Origin of the sequence: Bacillus sp. LJBS17, from assembly GCF_019334685.1 — a bacterium.
GTDB lineage: Bacteria > Bacillota > Bacilli > Bacillales > Bacillaceae > Bacillus > Bacillus subtilis.
The window spans coordinates 3,114,915-3,128,812 of the sequence record NZ_CP079759.1 but is presented as its reverse complement, the minus strand read 5'-3'; the positions used below and the strand labels follow the sequence as shown (position 1 = coordinate 3,128,812).

At 43.6% G+C, this 13,898-nt stretch carries 15 protein-coding genes; 12 read left to right on the top strand and 3 right to left on the bottom strand.

Annotated features, from left to right (window positions below; genetic code table 11):
• The first annotated feature begins 40 nt into the window (after positions 1-40).
• Genes KXZ66_RS16210 through KXZ66_RS16200 form a run of 3 tightly spaced genes read left to right on the top strand, consistent with a single transcriptional unit; the run spans position 41 to position 2,287 of the window.
• Positions 41-1,393, top strand: coding sequence for a glucose-6-phosphate isomerase (locus KXZ66_RS16210; RefSeq protein ID WP_003243401.1), 1,353 nt, complete (start codon positions 41-43; stop codon positions 1,391-1,393).
• A gap of 58 nt (positions 1,394-1,451) precedes the next feature.
• Positions 1,452-1,823: a hypothetical protein gene (locus tag KXZ66_RS16205; protein WP_015251349.1), complete on the top strand. Its 372-nt coding sequence runs from the start codon at positions 1,452-1,454 to the stop codon at positions 1,821-1,823.
• Between the two features lie 59 nt (positions 1,824-1,882).
• Positions 1,883-2,287 (top strand): YugN-like family protein, encoded by a 405-nt coding sequence (locus KXZ66_RS16200; protein ID WP_003228878.1) that lies wholly within the window; start codon positions 1,883-1,885, stop codon positions 2,285-2,287.
• Here the strand turns inward: KXZ66_RS16200 and kbfO are convergent.
• Together kbfO and mstX are read right to left on the bottom strand one after the other, a co-directional pair.
• Entirely contained in the window at positions 2,284-3,270 is a 987-nt protein-coding gene (gene kbfO / locus KXZ66_RS16195; protein ID WP_003228881.1) for a potassium channel protein KbfO, read from the bottom strand. The two genes, KXZ66_RS16200 and kbfO, sit on opposite strands and share 4 nt — an antisense overlap.
• Positions 3,267-3,599: a biofilm formation protein MstX gene (gene mstX / locus KXZ66_RS16190; protein ID WP_003228886.1), complete on the bottom strand. Its 333-nt coding sequence runs from the start codon at positions 3,597-3,599 to the stop codon at positions 3,267-3,269. The genes kbfO and mstX overlap by 4 nt, the downstream gene beginning before the upstream one ends.
• 46 nt (positions 3,600-3,645) lie before the next feature.
• Here mstX and KXZ66_RS16185 point away from each other — a divergent pair, with 46 nt between their 5' ends.
• The 7 genes from KXZ66_RS16185 to KXZ66_RS16155 all read left to right on the top strand — a co-directional run bounded on the left by KXZ66_RS16185 (position 3,646) and on the right by KXZ66_RS16155 (position 8,788).
• On the top strand, positions 3,646-3,909 hold the full coding sequence (locus KXZ66_RS16185; protein WP_128740678.1) for a YuzI family membrane protein: 264 nt from the start codon (positions 3,646-3,648) through the stop codon (positions 3,907-3,909).
• Positions 3,910-3,950: 41 nt separating this feature from the next.
• Entirely contained in the window at positions 3,951-4,628 is a 678-nt protein-coding gene (locus KXZ66_RS16180) for a zinc metallopeptidase (RefSeq protein WP_003228889.1), read from the top strand.
• 43 nt (positions 4,629-4,671) lie between these two features.
• Positions 4,672-5,961 (top strand): hemolysin family protein, encoded by a 1,290-nt coding sequence (locus tag KXZ66_RS16175; protein WP_038828450.1) that lies wholly within the window; start codon positions 4,672-4,674, stop codon positions 5,959-5,961.
• A 126-nt stretch (positions 5,962-6,087) separates the two neighbouring features.
• Entirely contained in the window at positions 6,088-7,752 is a 1,665-nt protein-coding gene (locus KXZ66_RS16170) for a glycoside hydrolase family 13 protein (protein ID WP_151870085.1), read from the top strand.
• Positions 7,753-7,777: 25 nt separating this feature from the next.
• Positions 7,778-7,912 (top strand): hypothetical protein, encoded by a 135-nt coding sequence (locus KXZ66_RS16165; protein ID WP_003243642.1) that lies wholly within the window; start codon positions 7,778-7,780, stop codon positions 7,910-7,912.
• A complete protein-coding gene (locus tag KXZ66_RS16160) occupies positions 7,872-8,270 on the top strand; it encodes a secondary thiamine-phosphate synthase enzyme YjbQ (protein WP_151870086.1) in 399 nt (132 codons plus the stop codon). The genes KXZ66_RS16165 and KXZ66_RS16160 overlap by 41 nt, the downstream gene beginning before the upstream one ends.
• A gap of 263 nt (positions 8,271-8,533) precedes the next feature.
• Entirely contained in the window at positions 8,534-8,788 is a 255-nt protein-coding gene (locus KXZ66_RS16155) for a hypothetical protein (protein WP_003244393.1), read from the top strand.
• 13 nt (positions 8,789-8,801) lie between these two features.
• Here KXZ66_RS16155 and KXZ66_RS16150 read toward each other — a convergent pair whose 3' ends face one another.
• On the bottom strand, positions 8,802-9,539 hold the full coding sequence (locus KXZ66_RS16150) for a protein-glutamine gamma-glutamyltransferase (protein ID WP_101501405.1): 738 nt from the start codon (positions 9,537-9,539) through the stop codon (positions 8,802-8,804).
• 157 nt (positions 9,540-9,696) lie between these two features.
• Between KXZ66_RS16150 and mcpB the strand changes: the two genes are divergently transcribed.
• Together mcpB and tlpA are read left to right on the top strand one after the other, a co-directional pair.
• Positions 9,697-11,685 (top strand): methyl-accepting chemotaxis protein McpB, encoded by a 1,989-nt coding sequence (gene mcpB, locus KXZ66_RS16145; protein ID WP_032726777.1) that lies wholly within the window; start codon positions 9,697-9,699, stop codon positions 11,683-11,685.
• A gap of 176 nt (positions 11,686-11,861) precedes the next feature.
• Entirely contained in the window at positions 11,862-13,850 is a 1,989-nt protein-coding gene (gene tlpA, locus KXZ66_RS16140; RefSeq protein WP_021480475.1) for a methyl-accepting chemotaxis protein TlpA, read from the top strand.
• The last annotated feature ends 48 nt before the right edge of the window (positions 13,851-13,898 follow it).

Sequence of the window (13,898 nt, the reverse complement as noted above, 5' to 3'; positions counted from 1 at the left end):
TGAAAGATGAAAACATTATACCGTTATGGAGGGACAAGCAATGACGCATGTACGCTTTGACTACTCAAAAGCGTTGACTTTCTTCAACGAACATGAACTTACATATCTGCGGGACTTTGTAAAAACAGCACACCATAATATCCATGAAAAAACAGGCGCGGGCAGCGATTTTCTAGGCTGGGTGGACCTCCCTGAACATTATGATAAAGAAGAATTCGCGCGCATCAAAAAAAGCGCGGAAAAAATCAAATCTGACTCTGATGTCTTGCTTGTTGTCGGCATTGGCGGTTCTTATCTTGGAGCGCGGGCAGCGATTGAAGCGCTGAATCACGCGTTTTATAACACTTTGCCAAAAGCAAAACGCGGCAATCCGCAAGTCATTTTTATCGGGAACAACATCAGTTCATCTTATATGAGAGACGTCATGGATCTTCTTGAAGATGTTGACTTCTCTATTAATGTGATTTCTAAATCAGGTACGACAACTGAACCTGCAATCGCTTTCCGTATTTTCCGCAAGCTTCTTGAAGAGAAATACGGTAAAGAAGAAGCGAAAGCGCGGATTTATGCAACAACTGATAAAGAGCGCGGCGCATTAAAAACGCTTTCTAACGAAGAAGGCTTCGAATCATTCGTTATTCCTGACGATGTCGGCGGCCGTTATTCAGTTTTAACAGCTGTAGGTCTCCTGCCGATTGCTGTCAGCGGCGTCAACATTGACGACATGATGAAAGGCGCCCTGGATGCGAGCAAAGATTTTGCAACATCTGAACTGGAAGATAACCCAGCATACCAATATGCGGTTGTTCGCAATGTCCTTTATAATAAGGGCAAAACAATTGAAATGCTCATCAACTACGAACCGGCGCTTCAATACTTTGCGGAATGGTGGAAGCAGCTGTTCGGAGAAAGCGAAGGGAAAGATGAGAAGGGCATTTATCCTTCTTCAGCGAACTATTCAACAGACCTTCATTCTTTAGGCCAGTATGTACAAGAAGGCCGCAGAGATTTATTCGAAACGGTCCTGAACGTAGAGAAGCCTAAACATGAACTGACAATTGAGGAAGCGGATAACGATCTTGACGGCTTGAACTATTTAGCCGGTAAAACTGTTGATTTCGTTAACAAAAAAGCATTCCAAGGTACAATGCTTGCCCATACAGACGGAAATGTTCCGAACTTAATCGTTAACATTCCTGAGCTGAATGCATATACTTTTGGATACCTTGTATATTTCTTCGAAAAAGCCTGCGCGATGAGCGGTTACCTCCTTGGCGTCAATCCGTTTGACCAGCCTGGTGTAGAAGCGTATAAAGTCAATATGTTTGCGTTACTCGGCAAACCTGGCTTTGAAGAGAAAAAAGCAGAGCTTGAAAAACGTCTGGAAGATTAATGTGAGAAAGCTGACTGGCATTTGCCGGTCGGCTTTTTATAAAATCAGAAAGGTGCTGATGTTCATGAAACAATTGGTTAAACATCTCATCATTGCCGGTTTTTCTGCAGCTATTTTAAGTTTCCTTATCTCCTTTGATGCCGTGTATACAGAGTTTTCTTCAAGCTTTGGCGGCACGCTGTCACATTTTTTCATCCACGCCTTTCTTCTCATTGGTTTGCCGCTTGCCCTTTTTACCGATGCGGTACATCGGATTTTGCATTTAAAACGAACCCATACTCTTTTCACTAAATTAGGACTCTATGCAACGGTTGTTTATGTGTCTTGGGATTCAGCTGTATGGCTTGCAGCGGCAATGGCTGTTTACTTCTTAATTGAATGCGCTTTCTTTTCTGTTGGCCGCGCGAAAGAAACAACGATTTCCATGTAGGCGCCTCTGAATGAAGTCTTGTTCGGCGGGACAGGATAAGTGAAAAAAGGGGCATTCTGATGATACCAATACCTTCCGCGATAGATGGGCAGTCTTTTCTGCTTCAAGAACTGGAACAAGTGATGAAGCCGCTCGGTTATGTGATAAACGGCGGCTGGGAATACGATCATGGCTACTTTGATTATAAAATTGATGATAGAGACGGCTATTTATTTTTAAGAATTCCCGTCAATGCGGTACAGGGCAGTCTCGATGAACGAGGGGCGGCCGTCCGGATCGGAACGCCATTTATGCTGAGACAGGTGTTTCAGGCGGATGTTGACGATCACGCCGAGGGAGGGCCTTTCCAATCACTGTTTAATCAATTTTCCGAACCGGAAAGGCGGGACGCGGAAATTGATCCGGCATTTTTGGATATCGGCGCCTCTCTCGTGAAAGAATTGGAGGATGTTCTGTTACACTAGATGGCAAGGAATTGGTCTGTTTCGAGCACCTTGTATGTAAGAGGAGGGGAAAGCATCGGTCCCTCCTTTTTTTGTACGCCTATAATTGTTGTGTTGTGATCAAGGAAATAGAGAACACAGGTTTTGTAAGCCGCTCCCTTTAGTTCGTCAGGAACAGCAAGAAGCTCCACATGCTGATCAAGTGTCAGCTTGATTCCGTTCTGCTGTTTAGACGGCCGTAACTTGACTTGGTAATGCTGCAGCATCGCCCGGCTGATAAATTCTGAAGTTCCGATGATTTGGTTTGCGCCTGCCCGCTCCGCATTGGTGACAAAACGGTCAGTCAAAATTTCGACGATGCAGTAAGCAAGGGGATTAAGCCCTTTAACAGATAAAAGAGTCAGCACTGACAGCATATCAGCATCAGTTTCACTTTTATACTGATCGGCAGTAATCATCACTGATTCCGCTTCAGTAATATTGGCCCGTTTCAGTGTCCCATCATCGGCAGCGTGCCCGCGTATGAAATGAACGTTTTCAATAAGCGGGCCTTCTGTTAAGGATTCATCGATTAGTACGACTGTTTTGGAAGGGGCGGCAAGCTGAAGGTCTTTCAAAAGCCGGTTTGTTTTTTCATTCCACCCGATCAGAATGATGTGGTCCCGGCCTTTGTAAGCAACTTTTCCTTCGATGTAGCGATGCTGTCTGCTGAATGCGGCCGCTGATAACGTAGCGAAATACGCTGTGACAAAGCTTGCTCCGCTCAAAATCAGCAGTATTCCGGCTGCCTGTCCCAGCGGAGTGTGCGGCACATAGTCTCCATAACCGACTGTCGAAACCGTAACGACAGCCCACCAAATACCTTCGAATACCGAAGTGAACTGCTTAGGCTCAAGTATATAAATGATTTGGCCGAACAAAAGAATCAGACATAAAATAATAACCCCGATTCGGATAAATAACGGCCACCTGAGCCATGAAATAAATATCCGATTTGATTTCATTCTTTTTCTCCTTCTTCAGATACTGAGATGGATAAAATCTGTTTAATAATTGTATTTAATTTCTCATTTAGCTTTTCCTGGCCGTACATATCTCGGGCCTGCTTCATTAACTCGGCTGTATCATCATCAAGCTGAATAAGCGGTTCATCAATTTCCGATTCATTATACAGCTGGATAAACGCGTCCAGTCCTTCATTCATTCGGTCGATTGCTGTGCTCAGCTGTTCCTTTTCCTCACTCGTCACTTTCATAGCTTCCATCACACCCGTGCTTTTTTCTAACAGTATGTCCCACTTCCGGTGATGTTTTTCAAAAAATGTACAAAACATATAAAACCGGATTTCTCCATAAACTAAAACAAAAAGGATGAAAAAGATGACGATCTTTCAAAGAACGATCGTGGTTTTGATCGGTACGCAGCTGGCGGCATCTGGAGTGATTTTGTTTATTTTCGATTTGAATTCCTATAATCACTTTTCCGGCAGCTTCTCTTGGCTTCATTTTCTGAAAGAGCTGGTCGGCAGCTTCACCTTTTATTTGTTTTCAGCCGGTTTGTTCTTTCTGCTGATTGGATTGTGTGCTCCGAGCCGGAAGAAAAAGCGCATTCCTGTACACGGGAAAGAAAACTCATTAAAATAATCGTAATAGAGAAATGATCATGAACAAAGGATGATGAAAAAATGCTGTTTATATTTTTAACAATAGCCGCATTGGGATTGTCGTTTTGGGCACAATTTAAAGTAAAGAGCAACTTTGAAAAATATTCAAAAGTGGAAGCCTCAAGCGGACGTACAGGGGCAGAAACGGCAAGACGGATTTTAGATATAAACGGTCTTTACGACGTGCCGGTCGAACCGGTAAGAGGCACTTTAACAGACCATTACGACCCGACAAGACGGGTGGTGCGTTTATCTGAGCCGGTCTATTACGGCCGCTCAATTTCCGCCATATCCGTAGCTTCCCATGAAGTCGGACATGCCTTGCAGCATCAGGAGTCATATGGTGCGCTTGTGCTGAGACATAAAATCTTCCCAGTCGTGAATTTTGCATCCGGTGTAGCTCCTTTGCTTTTCTTAGGAGGCATGCTTCTCGGCAGCCTGAATTTGATCGGGCTTGGCATCATACTGTTTTCAGCGGCTGTCTTTTTCCAGCTGATTACATTGCCTGTCGAATTCAATGCAAGTTCACGTGCGAAGCAGATAATTGTGTCAGAAGGATTCATCCGAAACAATGAAGAAAATGGGGTAAATAAAGTGCTGAGTGCTGCTGCCTTAACGTATGTGGCCGCCGCCCTGGTTTCCCTGTTTGAACTACTTCGTTTTGTGATGATTTTCTTAAACGGTCGTGATGAGAATTAACGTTAAGGAGGTGGCCCCTTACCATTTATGGTAAGGGCTTTTTTTGCTTATTTTACAATTGATCGCCATTTTTGTTTTGATTGGCATTACGGCTGTTTTCGTTGCAGCGGAATTTGCGATCGTCAAAATCAGAGGTTCAAAAATCAATCAGCTCATCGAAAGCGGTGACAGCCGAGCACTAGCCGCACATAAAATCATCTCCAATCTTGACGAGTATTTATCAGCCTGCCAGCTCGGGATTACGATTACAGCCCTCGGCCTTGGGTGGCTTGGTGAACCTACATTTGAACGTTTTCTTCATCCCTTATTTACAATGACAGGCATGCCGGAACCGTTTAACCACATTGTCACATTTGTAGTTGCATTTATCATCGTCACTTTTTTGCATGTGGTGATGGGGGAGCTTGCCCCGAAAACGGTTTCTATTCAAAAAGCTGAAGCTGTAAGCTTATGGATTGCAAAGCCGCTGATCTGGTTTTATAAAATCACGTACCCGTTTATTAAAGCATTAAACGGCTCTGCAAGCTTTCTTGTGAAATTGTTTGGCTTTCATTCAGTAAAGGAGCATGAGGTTGTCATCAGCGAAGAGGAACTAAGGCTGATCCTTTCTGAAAGCTATGAAAAGGGAGAAATCAATCAGTCTGAATTCCGCTATGTAAATAAGATTTTTGAATTTGACAACCGGGTAGCGAGAGAGATTATGATTCCGCGGACAGAAATTGCGGTTATCTCTCTGGAGCAGTCGCTTGAAGAGGCGATTCATCACATCATTAATGAACGGTATACGCGCTACCCTGTCATCAAAGATGACAAGGATCATATTTTAGGGATCATCAACAGCAAAGATATGTTTAAAGCTTATTTTCTCGGCCAGCCGATAAAGCTGAATCAAATCATGAGGCCCGTTATCAGAGTCATTGAAAGCATTCCTGTTCAGCAGCTTTTAATCCGCATGCAGAAGGAGCGGATTCACATGGCGATTCTCGTAGATGAATACGGGGGAACGGCGGGGCTTGTCACTGTAGAGGATATTATAGAGGAAATCGTCGGGGAAATCCGCGATGAGTATGATCAGGATGAAACACCGCACATCCTGAAAAAGGGCGAGCACCATTATGTGATGGATGGAAAAGCGCTAATAGACGAAGTGAATGACCTTCTCGACATTGCGATTGAAAATGAAGAAATTGATACGATTGCAGGCTGGCTTCTAACGCAAAAAATGGAGCTGAAAGCAGGAGATGTGATACACGCGGAGGGCTGTGAATTTAAAATCCTCGACGCCGAAGATCATCACATCCGTTTTGTAGAAATTAAAAAAACTGATTTTTAATAAAAAACAGCCGGGGAACGAACGGCTGTTTTTTGTGTCATCAAGTCATTTCTTAAAAAGCAATGCTGTGAAGCCTTTTTTCTACATAGGATATATAAGACCGGTACACTGGGAAGGAGTGGCTGTATGAAAAAGGCTTGGTGGAAGGAAGCTATTGTTTACCAAATTTACCCCCGCAGTTTTAAAGATTCAAATGGCGACGGAATTGGGGATATTCAAGGAATCAGATCCAAGCTTTCTTACATAAAAGAGCTGGGCGCTGACGTCATATGGATTTGCCCGCTGTATGACTCACCGAATGCTGATAATGGCTATGATATCCGGGATTATCAAAACATATTAAGCGAGTTTGGCACCATGGAAGATTTTGATGAACTGCTTGGTGACATTCATGATCTGGGGATGAAGCTGATTATGGATCTCGTTGTGAACCATACAAGCGACGAACATCCATGGTTCATAGAATCCCGTTCATCCATACACTCGGAAAAGCGCGACTGGTATATTTGGAAAGATGGCAAAAACGGAAAAGCGCCCAACAATTGGGAAAGCATTTTCGGCGGGCCGGCTTGGGAGTATGATCAAAAGACAAGCCAGTATTATCTGCACCTTTTTGATAAAAAACAGCCTGATTTGAATTGGGAAAATGAACAGGTGAGGAATGCCGTTTATGACATGATCAATTGGTGGCTTGATAAAGGAATTGACGGATTTCGGGTGGATGCCATTACGCATATTAAGAAAAAAGAAGGGCTTCCCGACATGCCGAATCCAAAGGGGCTGGACTATGTCCCTTCCTTTCCTTATCATATGAATGCTGACGGCATTATGGATTTGTTAACAGAGCTGAAGGAAAACACATTTTCCCGCTATCCGATTATGACAGTTGGTGAAGCAAACGGCGTCGCTGCAAAAGAAGCAGCTGATTGGGCTGGAGAAAAAAACGGCATATTCAGCATGATTTTTCAATTTGAGCATCTCGGCCTGTGGGATGTAGAGATCAATGAAAGTATTGATATCGTTGCATTTAAACGAATTTTAACTGACTGGCAGGACAGTCTGGAAGGGATCGGCTGGAATGCTTTGTTTATGGAGAATCACGACCAGCCCCGTTCAGTTTCTGTGTGGGGAGACGACGGAGTGTACCTGAAAGAAAGTGCAAAAGCGCTTTCCGCTGTTTATTTTCTCATGAAAGGCACACCGTTTATTTATCAGGGACAGGAACTCGGGATGACGAACGTGGCTTTTCCATCTATTGATGACTATGATGATGTCGCGATGAAACGCCTGTATGAAACAAAAACAGCGAAAGGCACATCACACGAGGATGTGATGAAGATTGTCTGGAAAAAGGGAAGAGACAATTCGCGAACGCCGATGCAATGGAATGCTGGTCCATACGCCGGATTTTCTGAGGCCAAACCGTGGATCGGAATCAATGAGAATTACAAATGGCTGAATGCCGAGGCGCAAAAAAACGATAAAACATCCGTTTACCATTTTTACAAAAGCTTGATCAAGCTGCGCCAAACATATGATGTTTTTATTAACGGGACATACGAGCTCATTTTACCGGAAGATCAGCAAATCTTTGCATATCTTCGGAAAAACGAGAGCCATACTGCACTGATTGCGGCCAATCTGACAGGAACACCGGCGTTGTTCAGGCACTCTGGATTGCCTTTGTCATCAGATGCACTCGTCTTGTCAAATATTGAAACAGAGCCGCACAAGCATATGACATCAGTACTCTTAAAGCCGTATGAAGCAAGAATATATCAATGGTGCTAAACTCCAGCCTTAGACTGGAGTTTTTTTGTTTTATCGGGTTTATGAGAGCGGTTTAACAGGAAAAAAAAGAACACAGAACGAATTAAGCGATGAGAGCGGACAAACGAAAGGAGAAACAAATGCTGAAAACACTGCAAATCAAAACAACCAAACGAGATGAAATGATTGATATCACCCGGGAGGTGGAAGCATTTCTTAAAGAAACAGGTATAACGAGCGGCGCAGCGCTGATTTACTGTCCGCATACGACTGCGGGCATTACAATTAATGAAAATGCCGATCCGGACGTCAAAAAAGATATGCTCAGAAGGTTTGATGAGGTATATCCGTGGGAACATGAGCTGGACCGCCATATGGAGGGCAATACAGCTGCACACATGAAGTCGAGTACGGTCGGAGCTTCACAGCATGTCATTGTGGAAAACGGCCGGCTCATTCTTGGAACGTGGCAGGGCATTTATTTCTGCGAATTTGACGGCCCTCGCACCCGGACATGCTATATCAAAATAATGGGATAATAGGCTGTTTTTTATGACAAAAGCATGATCGCTGAACAAGCGCCGATAGCCGGAGCCGGAGGGCTTGTCACACCCGCCCACGCTGCCGCTTTATCGAATGAAGGCGCGCTTGGCATTCGTCCATATGCGAAATAAAAAGCGAGGGAAAGAGACACGCGCCTCACCCTTTGTTTTCAGGAAAGCCTGCATGAGGGATAGTCAATCAATGGATGTAAACGTACCGAGCTTTGCCGAACGTAACTTGATAAACTGAGGTGACAGATATGAACATTCTTCAATATTCTTATAAAAAAAGAGGGAAAATTGAGTTTGTATTTGAAGGCTGGCCTCACTCAAAAGTTACAATGGTTCCTATCAAAGGCTACTATTTTGTCCGCTTTATCAAATGGAGCAGCCAGGATCCAATCGTGACAAGAAATGACCTTGAAAAAATGGAGTGGGCTGCGAACCAATATTTCGGCACAGCCCCCTTCTATCGAAAACGAAAGGCATTTGAAACCCCATCGTCCGGAAAATAGGCGATGGGGCTTTTTAGCGGACGATGCGGAAAAGAGACGGAACATCCAGTCTGGTCGCCTGAGACAGAAGGTAGGCTGACTGTAAGGCTCCTTTTTTCCTAAAAGAATTCAGCTTATCAATAATTTGCTTTCCGTTTAAGATTCCAAGACCATGGGCAAAATATTTATCTTCCCCCAGTAAAATCACATTTTCGCCTCTCCATTGCGCCTTTTGTGGATCAAATTCAGGATTCTTAAAATACAAACAATCTCCAAGGAAAAAGTGGTGTCCTGTTTCCGTATATATCGGCAATTTCTCATAATGCCAGTCATATAAAATAATTCTGTCAAAGCTGGTATTGAATTTATCTTCTCCGATTGTATCGATTAAGGCCAAGTAATAAATGATAACGATTGCGGTTGCGCATTCAAACGCATAAAACGGGCCGTTCTCTGCAATGTCACGAATCGCTTTTGAAGGCGGCATTCTGTATTTCAGCTCCAAGGCGCCCTCCGGTGAAACCCTCCAATACGTTGTATTCCCGTATGTTTTTAAAAAAGTGGCAAACTTCGCCCCGCTTTTGTGCAGCGTCTTTGCCGCTGCTACAATATTCATCCGCAGTTTAAGCTCAAACATCAGTTCAGCAATTGAATGATAATCAAACTGAACAGGCGTCTCAATCATCTCTTTTAAGAGCGGATTCAGATTTTGATCAATCTGCCAATTTTCAATATCCTGGGGACGGAGCAATTGTCCTGATACAATAATCATGTTTAGCCCCCCTTGTTTTTTATAAGATATGCAAAGAGCTTGGGCAATGAAAGTTAAAAAGGCAGAAGACAGCCAAAAAGAACTTCTTCCATTTTTTATTTTAAAACTTTTTTAAGCAGCCGATATATACTGTATCAAACCTGAAGGAGCAAGTGACATGAAGACTTTTATCAATTGGCTGAAGAAACCGTCTATTTCAAAGAAATTAATCGTCTCATTTATTGCGATTCTCATTATCCCTATTCTTATATTAGAATTTAGCTCTTACCGAAGCGCCAGCGGAAAGCTGGATCAGGAAATTATGGGAAATGCGAAAAACAGTGTCGATACATTTAATACAACTGTTACAAATGATCTGGGAGAAAAAGCGAAAGCAGTCACCTTTTTCAGTGAATCTCTTAAAAGATCCGCATTCAAAGGGAAATCGAATCAAGAAGAGATCAAAGCTAAATTTTCACAATATGTATCTATTAATCAAGGAGTAGCCAGAATTTATGGGGGCGCAGATAACGGCACTTATGTACAAGCGCCAAAAGAAAAATTGCCGGAAGGATACGACCCGAGACAACGGCCTTGGTACCAGGATGCGATGAAGGCCGGCGGTGAAATTGTCGTGACAGATCCTTACGTGGCTGCGAGTGACGGAAGCATGGTCATTACCATTGCACAGGAGCTGAAGGACGGATCTGGCGTTGTCGCCATGGATATTACCATTGATAAATTGTTAGAACAAATGAAACAAATCAAGGTCGGAAAAGAAGGTTATGCTTTCATTGCAACAAAAAACAAAACCTATGTCGCCCACAAGAACCATAAGGCTGGAGAAAAGCTTTCAGGCGACTGGGTAGCCAAAATGTATGCGAATGACAGCGGTGAACTCCAGTATACTCTTAATAACGAAGATAAAAAGATGACCTATACTACAAACGAACTGACTGGTTGGAAAATAGCCGGCACAATGTATATGGATGAAATTAAGGATGCCTCAAAGTCTGTGCTGACAACAGGAATGATTGTGCTGATTGCTTCCATTGCGGCAGGCGGAATTTTAATTCTGTTTATCGTTCGTTCGATTACAAAACCGTTAAAACGTCTTGTTCAATCATCGAAAACGATCAGCAGGGGAGATCTGACCGAAACGATCGAAATCCATTCAAAGGATGAGCTTGGAGAGCTTGGGGAAAGCTTCAATGAAATGGGACAATCTCTCCGCTCGCTGATCAGCGCTATTCAGGACTCGGTGAACAATGTGGCCGCATCTTCCGAACAGCTTACCGCATCTGCCGGGCAGACGAGTAAAGCCACCGAGCATATTACGATGGCAATTGAGCAGTTCTCAAACGGAAACGAGGAGCAAAGCGAAAAGGTTGAATCCAGCTCTCATCAGCTGAACTTAATGAATGAAGGACTCCAGCAAGTCTCACAAACATCGTCAGATATTACAAAGGCATCTATCCAATCAACGGAAATCGCCGGAACGGGTGAGAAGTTTGTGCAGCAGACAGTCGGACAAATGAACTCGATTAATCAATCTGTTCAGCAGGCTGAAGCTGTTGTCAAAGGCTTAGAAGGAAAATCAAAAGACATCACAAGCATTTTGAGAGTCATCAACGGAATCGCTGACCAAACAAATCTGCTTGCACTAAATGCAGCCATTGAAGCGGCGCGTGCCGGAGAGTCAGGACGCGGCTTCTCTGTCGTAGCGGAGGAGGTGCGCAAGCTGGCTGTCCAATCAGCCGATTCAGCGAAAGAAATCGAAAAGCTGATCCAAGAAATCGTCGCAGAAATCGACACCTCTCTTCACATGTTTAAAGAGGTCAATCAGGAAGTACAGTCCGGACTTGTTGTCACAGACAATACAAAAGAAAGCTTCCAGAGCATTTTCAGCATGACAAACGAAATCGCGGGCAAGCTGCAGACGATGAATTCCACCGTCGAGCAGCTGTCAGACCGTTCACAGCATGTTTCAGCAGCAGTCAGCGGCATTGCAGACGTGTCGAAAGAAAGCTCGGCAAGCATCCAGGACATTGCCGCATCAGCTGAAGAACAGCTTGCTTCCATGGAAGAAATCAGTTCCTCAGCGACGACTCTTGCGCAGATGGCAGAAGAGCTTCGCGATCTGACGAAACAATTTAAAATCGAGTAAAAACCGAAAAACAGCGCTATCAAAGCGCTGTTTTTTTATATGGTAAACAATAATAAAGTCCTAGTTTAACAGGTGAATTTAGAACTATTTTTCATTTTTTCCTCCATTTTCAATGTAATTTAAAGGAAGATCCGCCGATATAATTTGTAAATTATTGAAAGAAGGTTCAAAAGGAAATGAAAAAAACACTCACCACTATTCGCAGATCATCAATTGCAAGGAGACTTATTATTTCTTTCCTGCTGATCTTAATTGTTCCGATAACCGCCCTTTCGGTTAGCGCTTATCAATCAGCAGTTGCCTCACTTGATGTACAGATGACGCAAAGCGCAAAGGAAAATGTTCAGATATTAGATCACATCATTGATGATAAAATCAGCACGACTGAAAAAAGCCTCGCATATTTCAGCGATTGGGCTACAGCAGAAAAATTTCAGGATAAAAAGAAAACAGAGCTGAAACAGGAATTTAAACAATTTATCCAAATGAATGATAATGTCGCTGCGGTATTTTCAAGCGGCAAAGACGGGGACTTCACACGTTATCCGTACGCTGACATGCCAAGCGACTTTAATGCTTTGGAACGAGATTGGTACAAAGAAGCAATGGCCAATAAAGGCAAAACAATTGTCACTGAGCCTTATGAATCGATTTCATCAGGAAAAATGGTCGTCACCATCGCCCGTCAAACGGTGGATGGGTCAGGCGTTGTCGCCATTGATATGAAAATTGATGACTTAGTCACTACCGCGAAAGGAATCAATATCGGAAAAGAAGGCTATGCTTTTATTTTGAGCCAAAACAAGAAAGTCATCGCCTACTCCGGAGAAAAAGCGGGAACAGAGCTAAAAGGGGACTGGGTTGATAAGCTCTACAAGGATAAAAGCGGGGACTTTGAATATACGTACAAAGGCAAAAAGAAAAAAATGGCATTTGCAACAAGCCAAACAACAGGCTGGAAAATCAGCGGCACGATGTATGCAAACGAGATTCACGATGCTGCAAGCAGGGTTCTGATCATGGCTTCAATCGTTCTGGCGATTGCCATCGGAGCTGGAATGACGGCGATTTATTTTGTGATTCGATCCATCACAAAGCCATTGAGACGCATTGTCGCATCCGCTGAAAAAATTAGTGAAGGCGATCTAACCGAAACGATTGAAATCAATTCAAAAGATGAACTCGGCGTTCTGAGTGAGAGCTTCAATCATATGGCACACTCGCTTCGCTCGCTCATTCAGGGGATCAAAGACTCAGTAGAACACGTTGCCTCATCGTCCGAAGAGCTGACTGCATCGGCAGACCAGACAAGCAGAGCCACTGAGCACATTACGATGGCTATCGAGCAATTTTCAAACGGCAGCGAAAGCCAAAGCGAGAAAATAGAAACGACAACCGAACAAATTAATGAAATGAATGACGGATTGGCAGAGCTGGCGCGGGCTGCAGCAGTGATTACAGAAACATCCGCAGATTCAACAGAAGTGTCAAGTAAAGGGGAGACACTCGTCCAGAAAACAGCCGGCCAAATGAACACAATTGACCATTCCGTAAAAGCAGCGGAACAAGTGGTGAAAGGGCTGGAGATCAAATCAAAGGATATCACGAATATTTTGCGTGTCATCAACGGCATTGCGGATCAAACCAATCTTTTGGCTTTAAATGCCGCCATTGAAGCGGCCAGAGCAGGTGAATACGGCCGGGGCTTCTCAGTCGTCGCTGAGGAAGTGAGAAAGCTCGCGGTACAGTCGGCTGACTCAGCAAAAGAAATTGAATCGCTGATCAGTGAAATAGTAAAAGAAATTCACACATCACTGAACGTGCTTCAGTCCGTAAACAAAGAAGTTGAAACAGGGCTTGTCATGACGGATGAAACTAAACAGAGCTTCAAACATATATCGCAAATGACCAATCAAATTGCTTCCGAGCTGCAAAACATGAATGCAACGGTTGAGGAGCTGTCAGCGGGAGCTCAAGAAATTTCCGCAGCTTCAAATGATATCACAGCCATTTCTAAGGAAAGCTCGGATGGCATCCAAGATATCGCCGCTTCAGCTGAGGAACAGCTGGCATCCATGGAGGAGATTAGTTCATCTGCACTGACGCTTGAAAGAATGTCTGAAGAACTCCGTGATCTGACAAAACAATTTAAAGTAGATAAATAATAGGTCTAAAATACTATTTATTTATGGGAAATTAGTTACTTTTGTTAA

Excerpts from the sequence above, each read along its gene's own strand:
- KXZ66_RS16210 (WP_003243401.1), top strand. The coding sequence starts at position 41 with ATGACGCATGTACGCTTTGACTACTCAAAAGCGTTGACTTTCTTCAAC.
- KXZ66_RS16205 (WP_015251349.1), top strand. The coding sequence starts at position 1,452 with ATGTTCATGAAACAATTGGTTAAACATCTCATCATTGCCGGTTTTTCT.
- KXZ66_RS16200 (WP_003228878.1), top strand. The coding sequence starts at position 1,883 with ATGATACCAATACCTTCCGCGATAGATGGGCAGTCTTTTCTGCTTCAA.
- kbfO (WP_003228881.1), bottom strand. The coding sequence starts at position 3,270 with ATGAAATCAAATCGGATATTTATTTCATGGCTCAGGTGGCCGTTATTT.
- mstX (WP_003228886.1), bottom strand. The coding sequence starts at position 3,599 with ATGTTTTGTACATTTTTTGAAAAACATCACCGGAAGTGGGACATACTG.
- KXZ66_RS16185 (WP_128740678.1), top strand. The coding sequence starts at position 3,646 with ATGACGATCTTTCAAAGAACGATCGTGGTTTTGATCGGTACGCAGCTG.
- KXZ66_RS16180 (WP_003228889.1), top strand. The coding sequence starts at position 3,951 with ATGCTGTTTATATTTTTAACAATAGCCGCATTGGGATTGTCGTTTTGG.
- KXZ66_RS16170 (WP_151870085.1), top strand. The coding sequence starts at position 6,088 with ATGAAAAAGGCTTGGTGGAAGGAAGCTATTGTTTACCAAATTTACCCC.
- KXZ66_RS16160 (WP_151870086.1), top strand. The coding sequence starts at position 7,872 with ATGCTGAAAACACTGCAAATCAAAACAACCAAACGAGATGAAATGATT.
- KXZ66_RS16155 (WP_003244393.1), top strand. The coding sequence starts at position 8,534 with ATGAACATTCTTCAATATTCTTATAAAAAAAGAGGGAAAATTGAGTTT.
- KXZ66_RS16150 (WP_101501405.1), bottom strand. The coding sequence starts at position 9,539 with ATGATTATTGTATCAGGACAATTGCTCCGTCCCCAGGATATTGAAAAT.
- mcpB (WP_032726777.1), top strand. The coding sequence starts at position 9,697 with ATGAAGACTTTTATCAATTGGCTGAAGAAACCGTCTATTTCAAAGAAA.
- tlpA (WP_021480475.1), top strand. The coding sequence starts at position 11,862 with ATGAAAAAAACACTCACCACTATTCGCAGATCATCAATTGCAAGGAGA.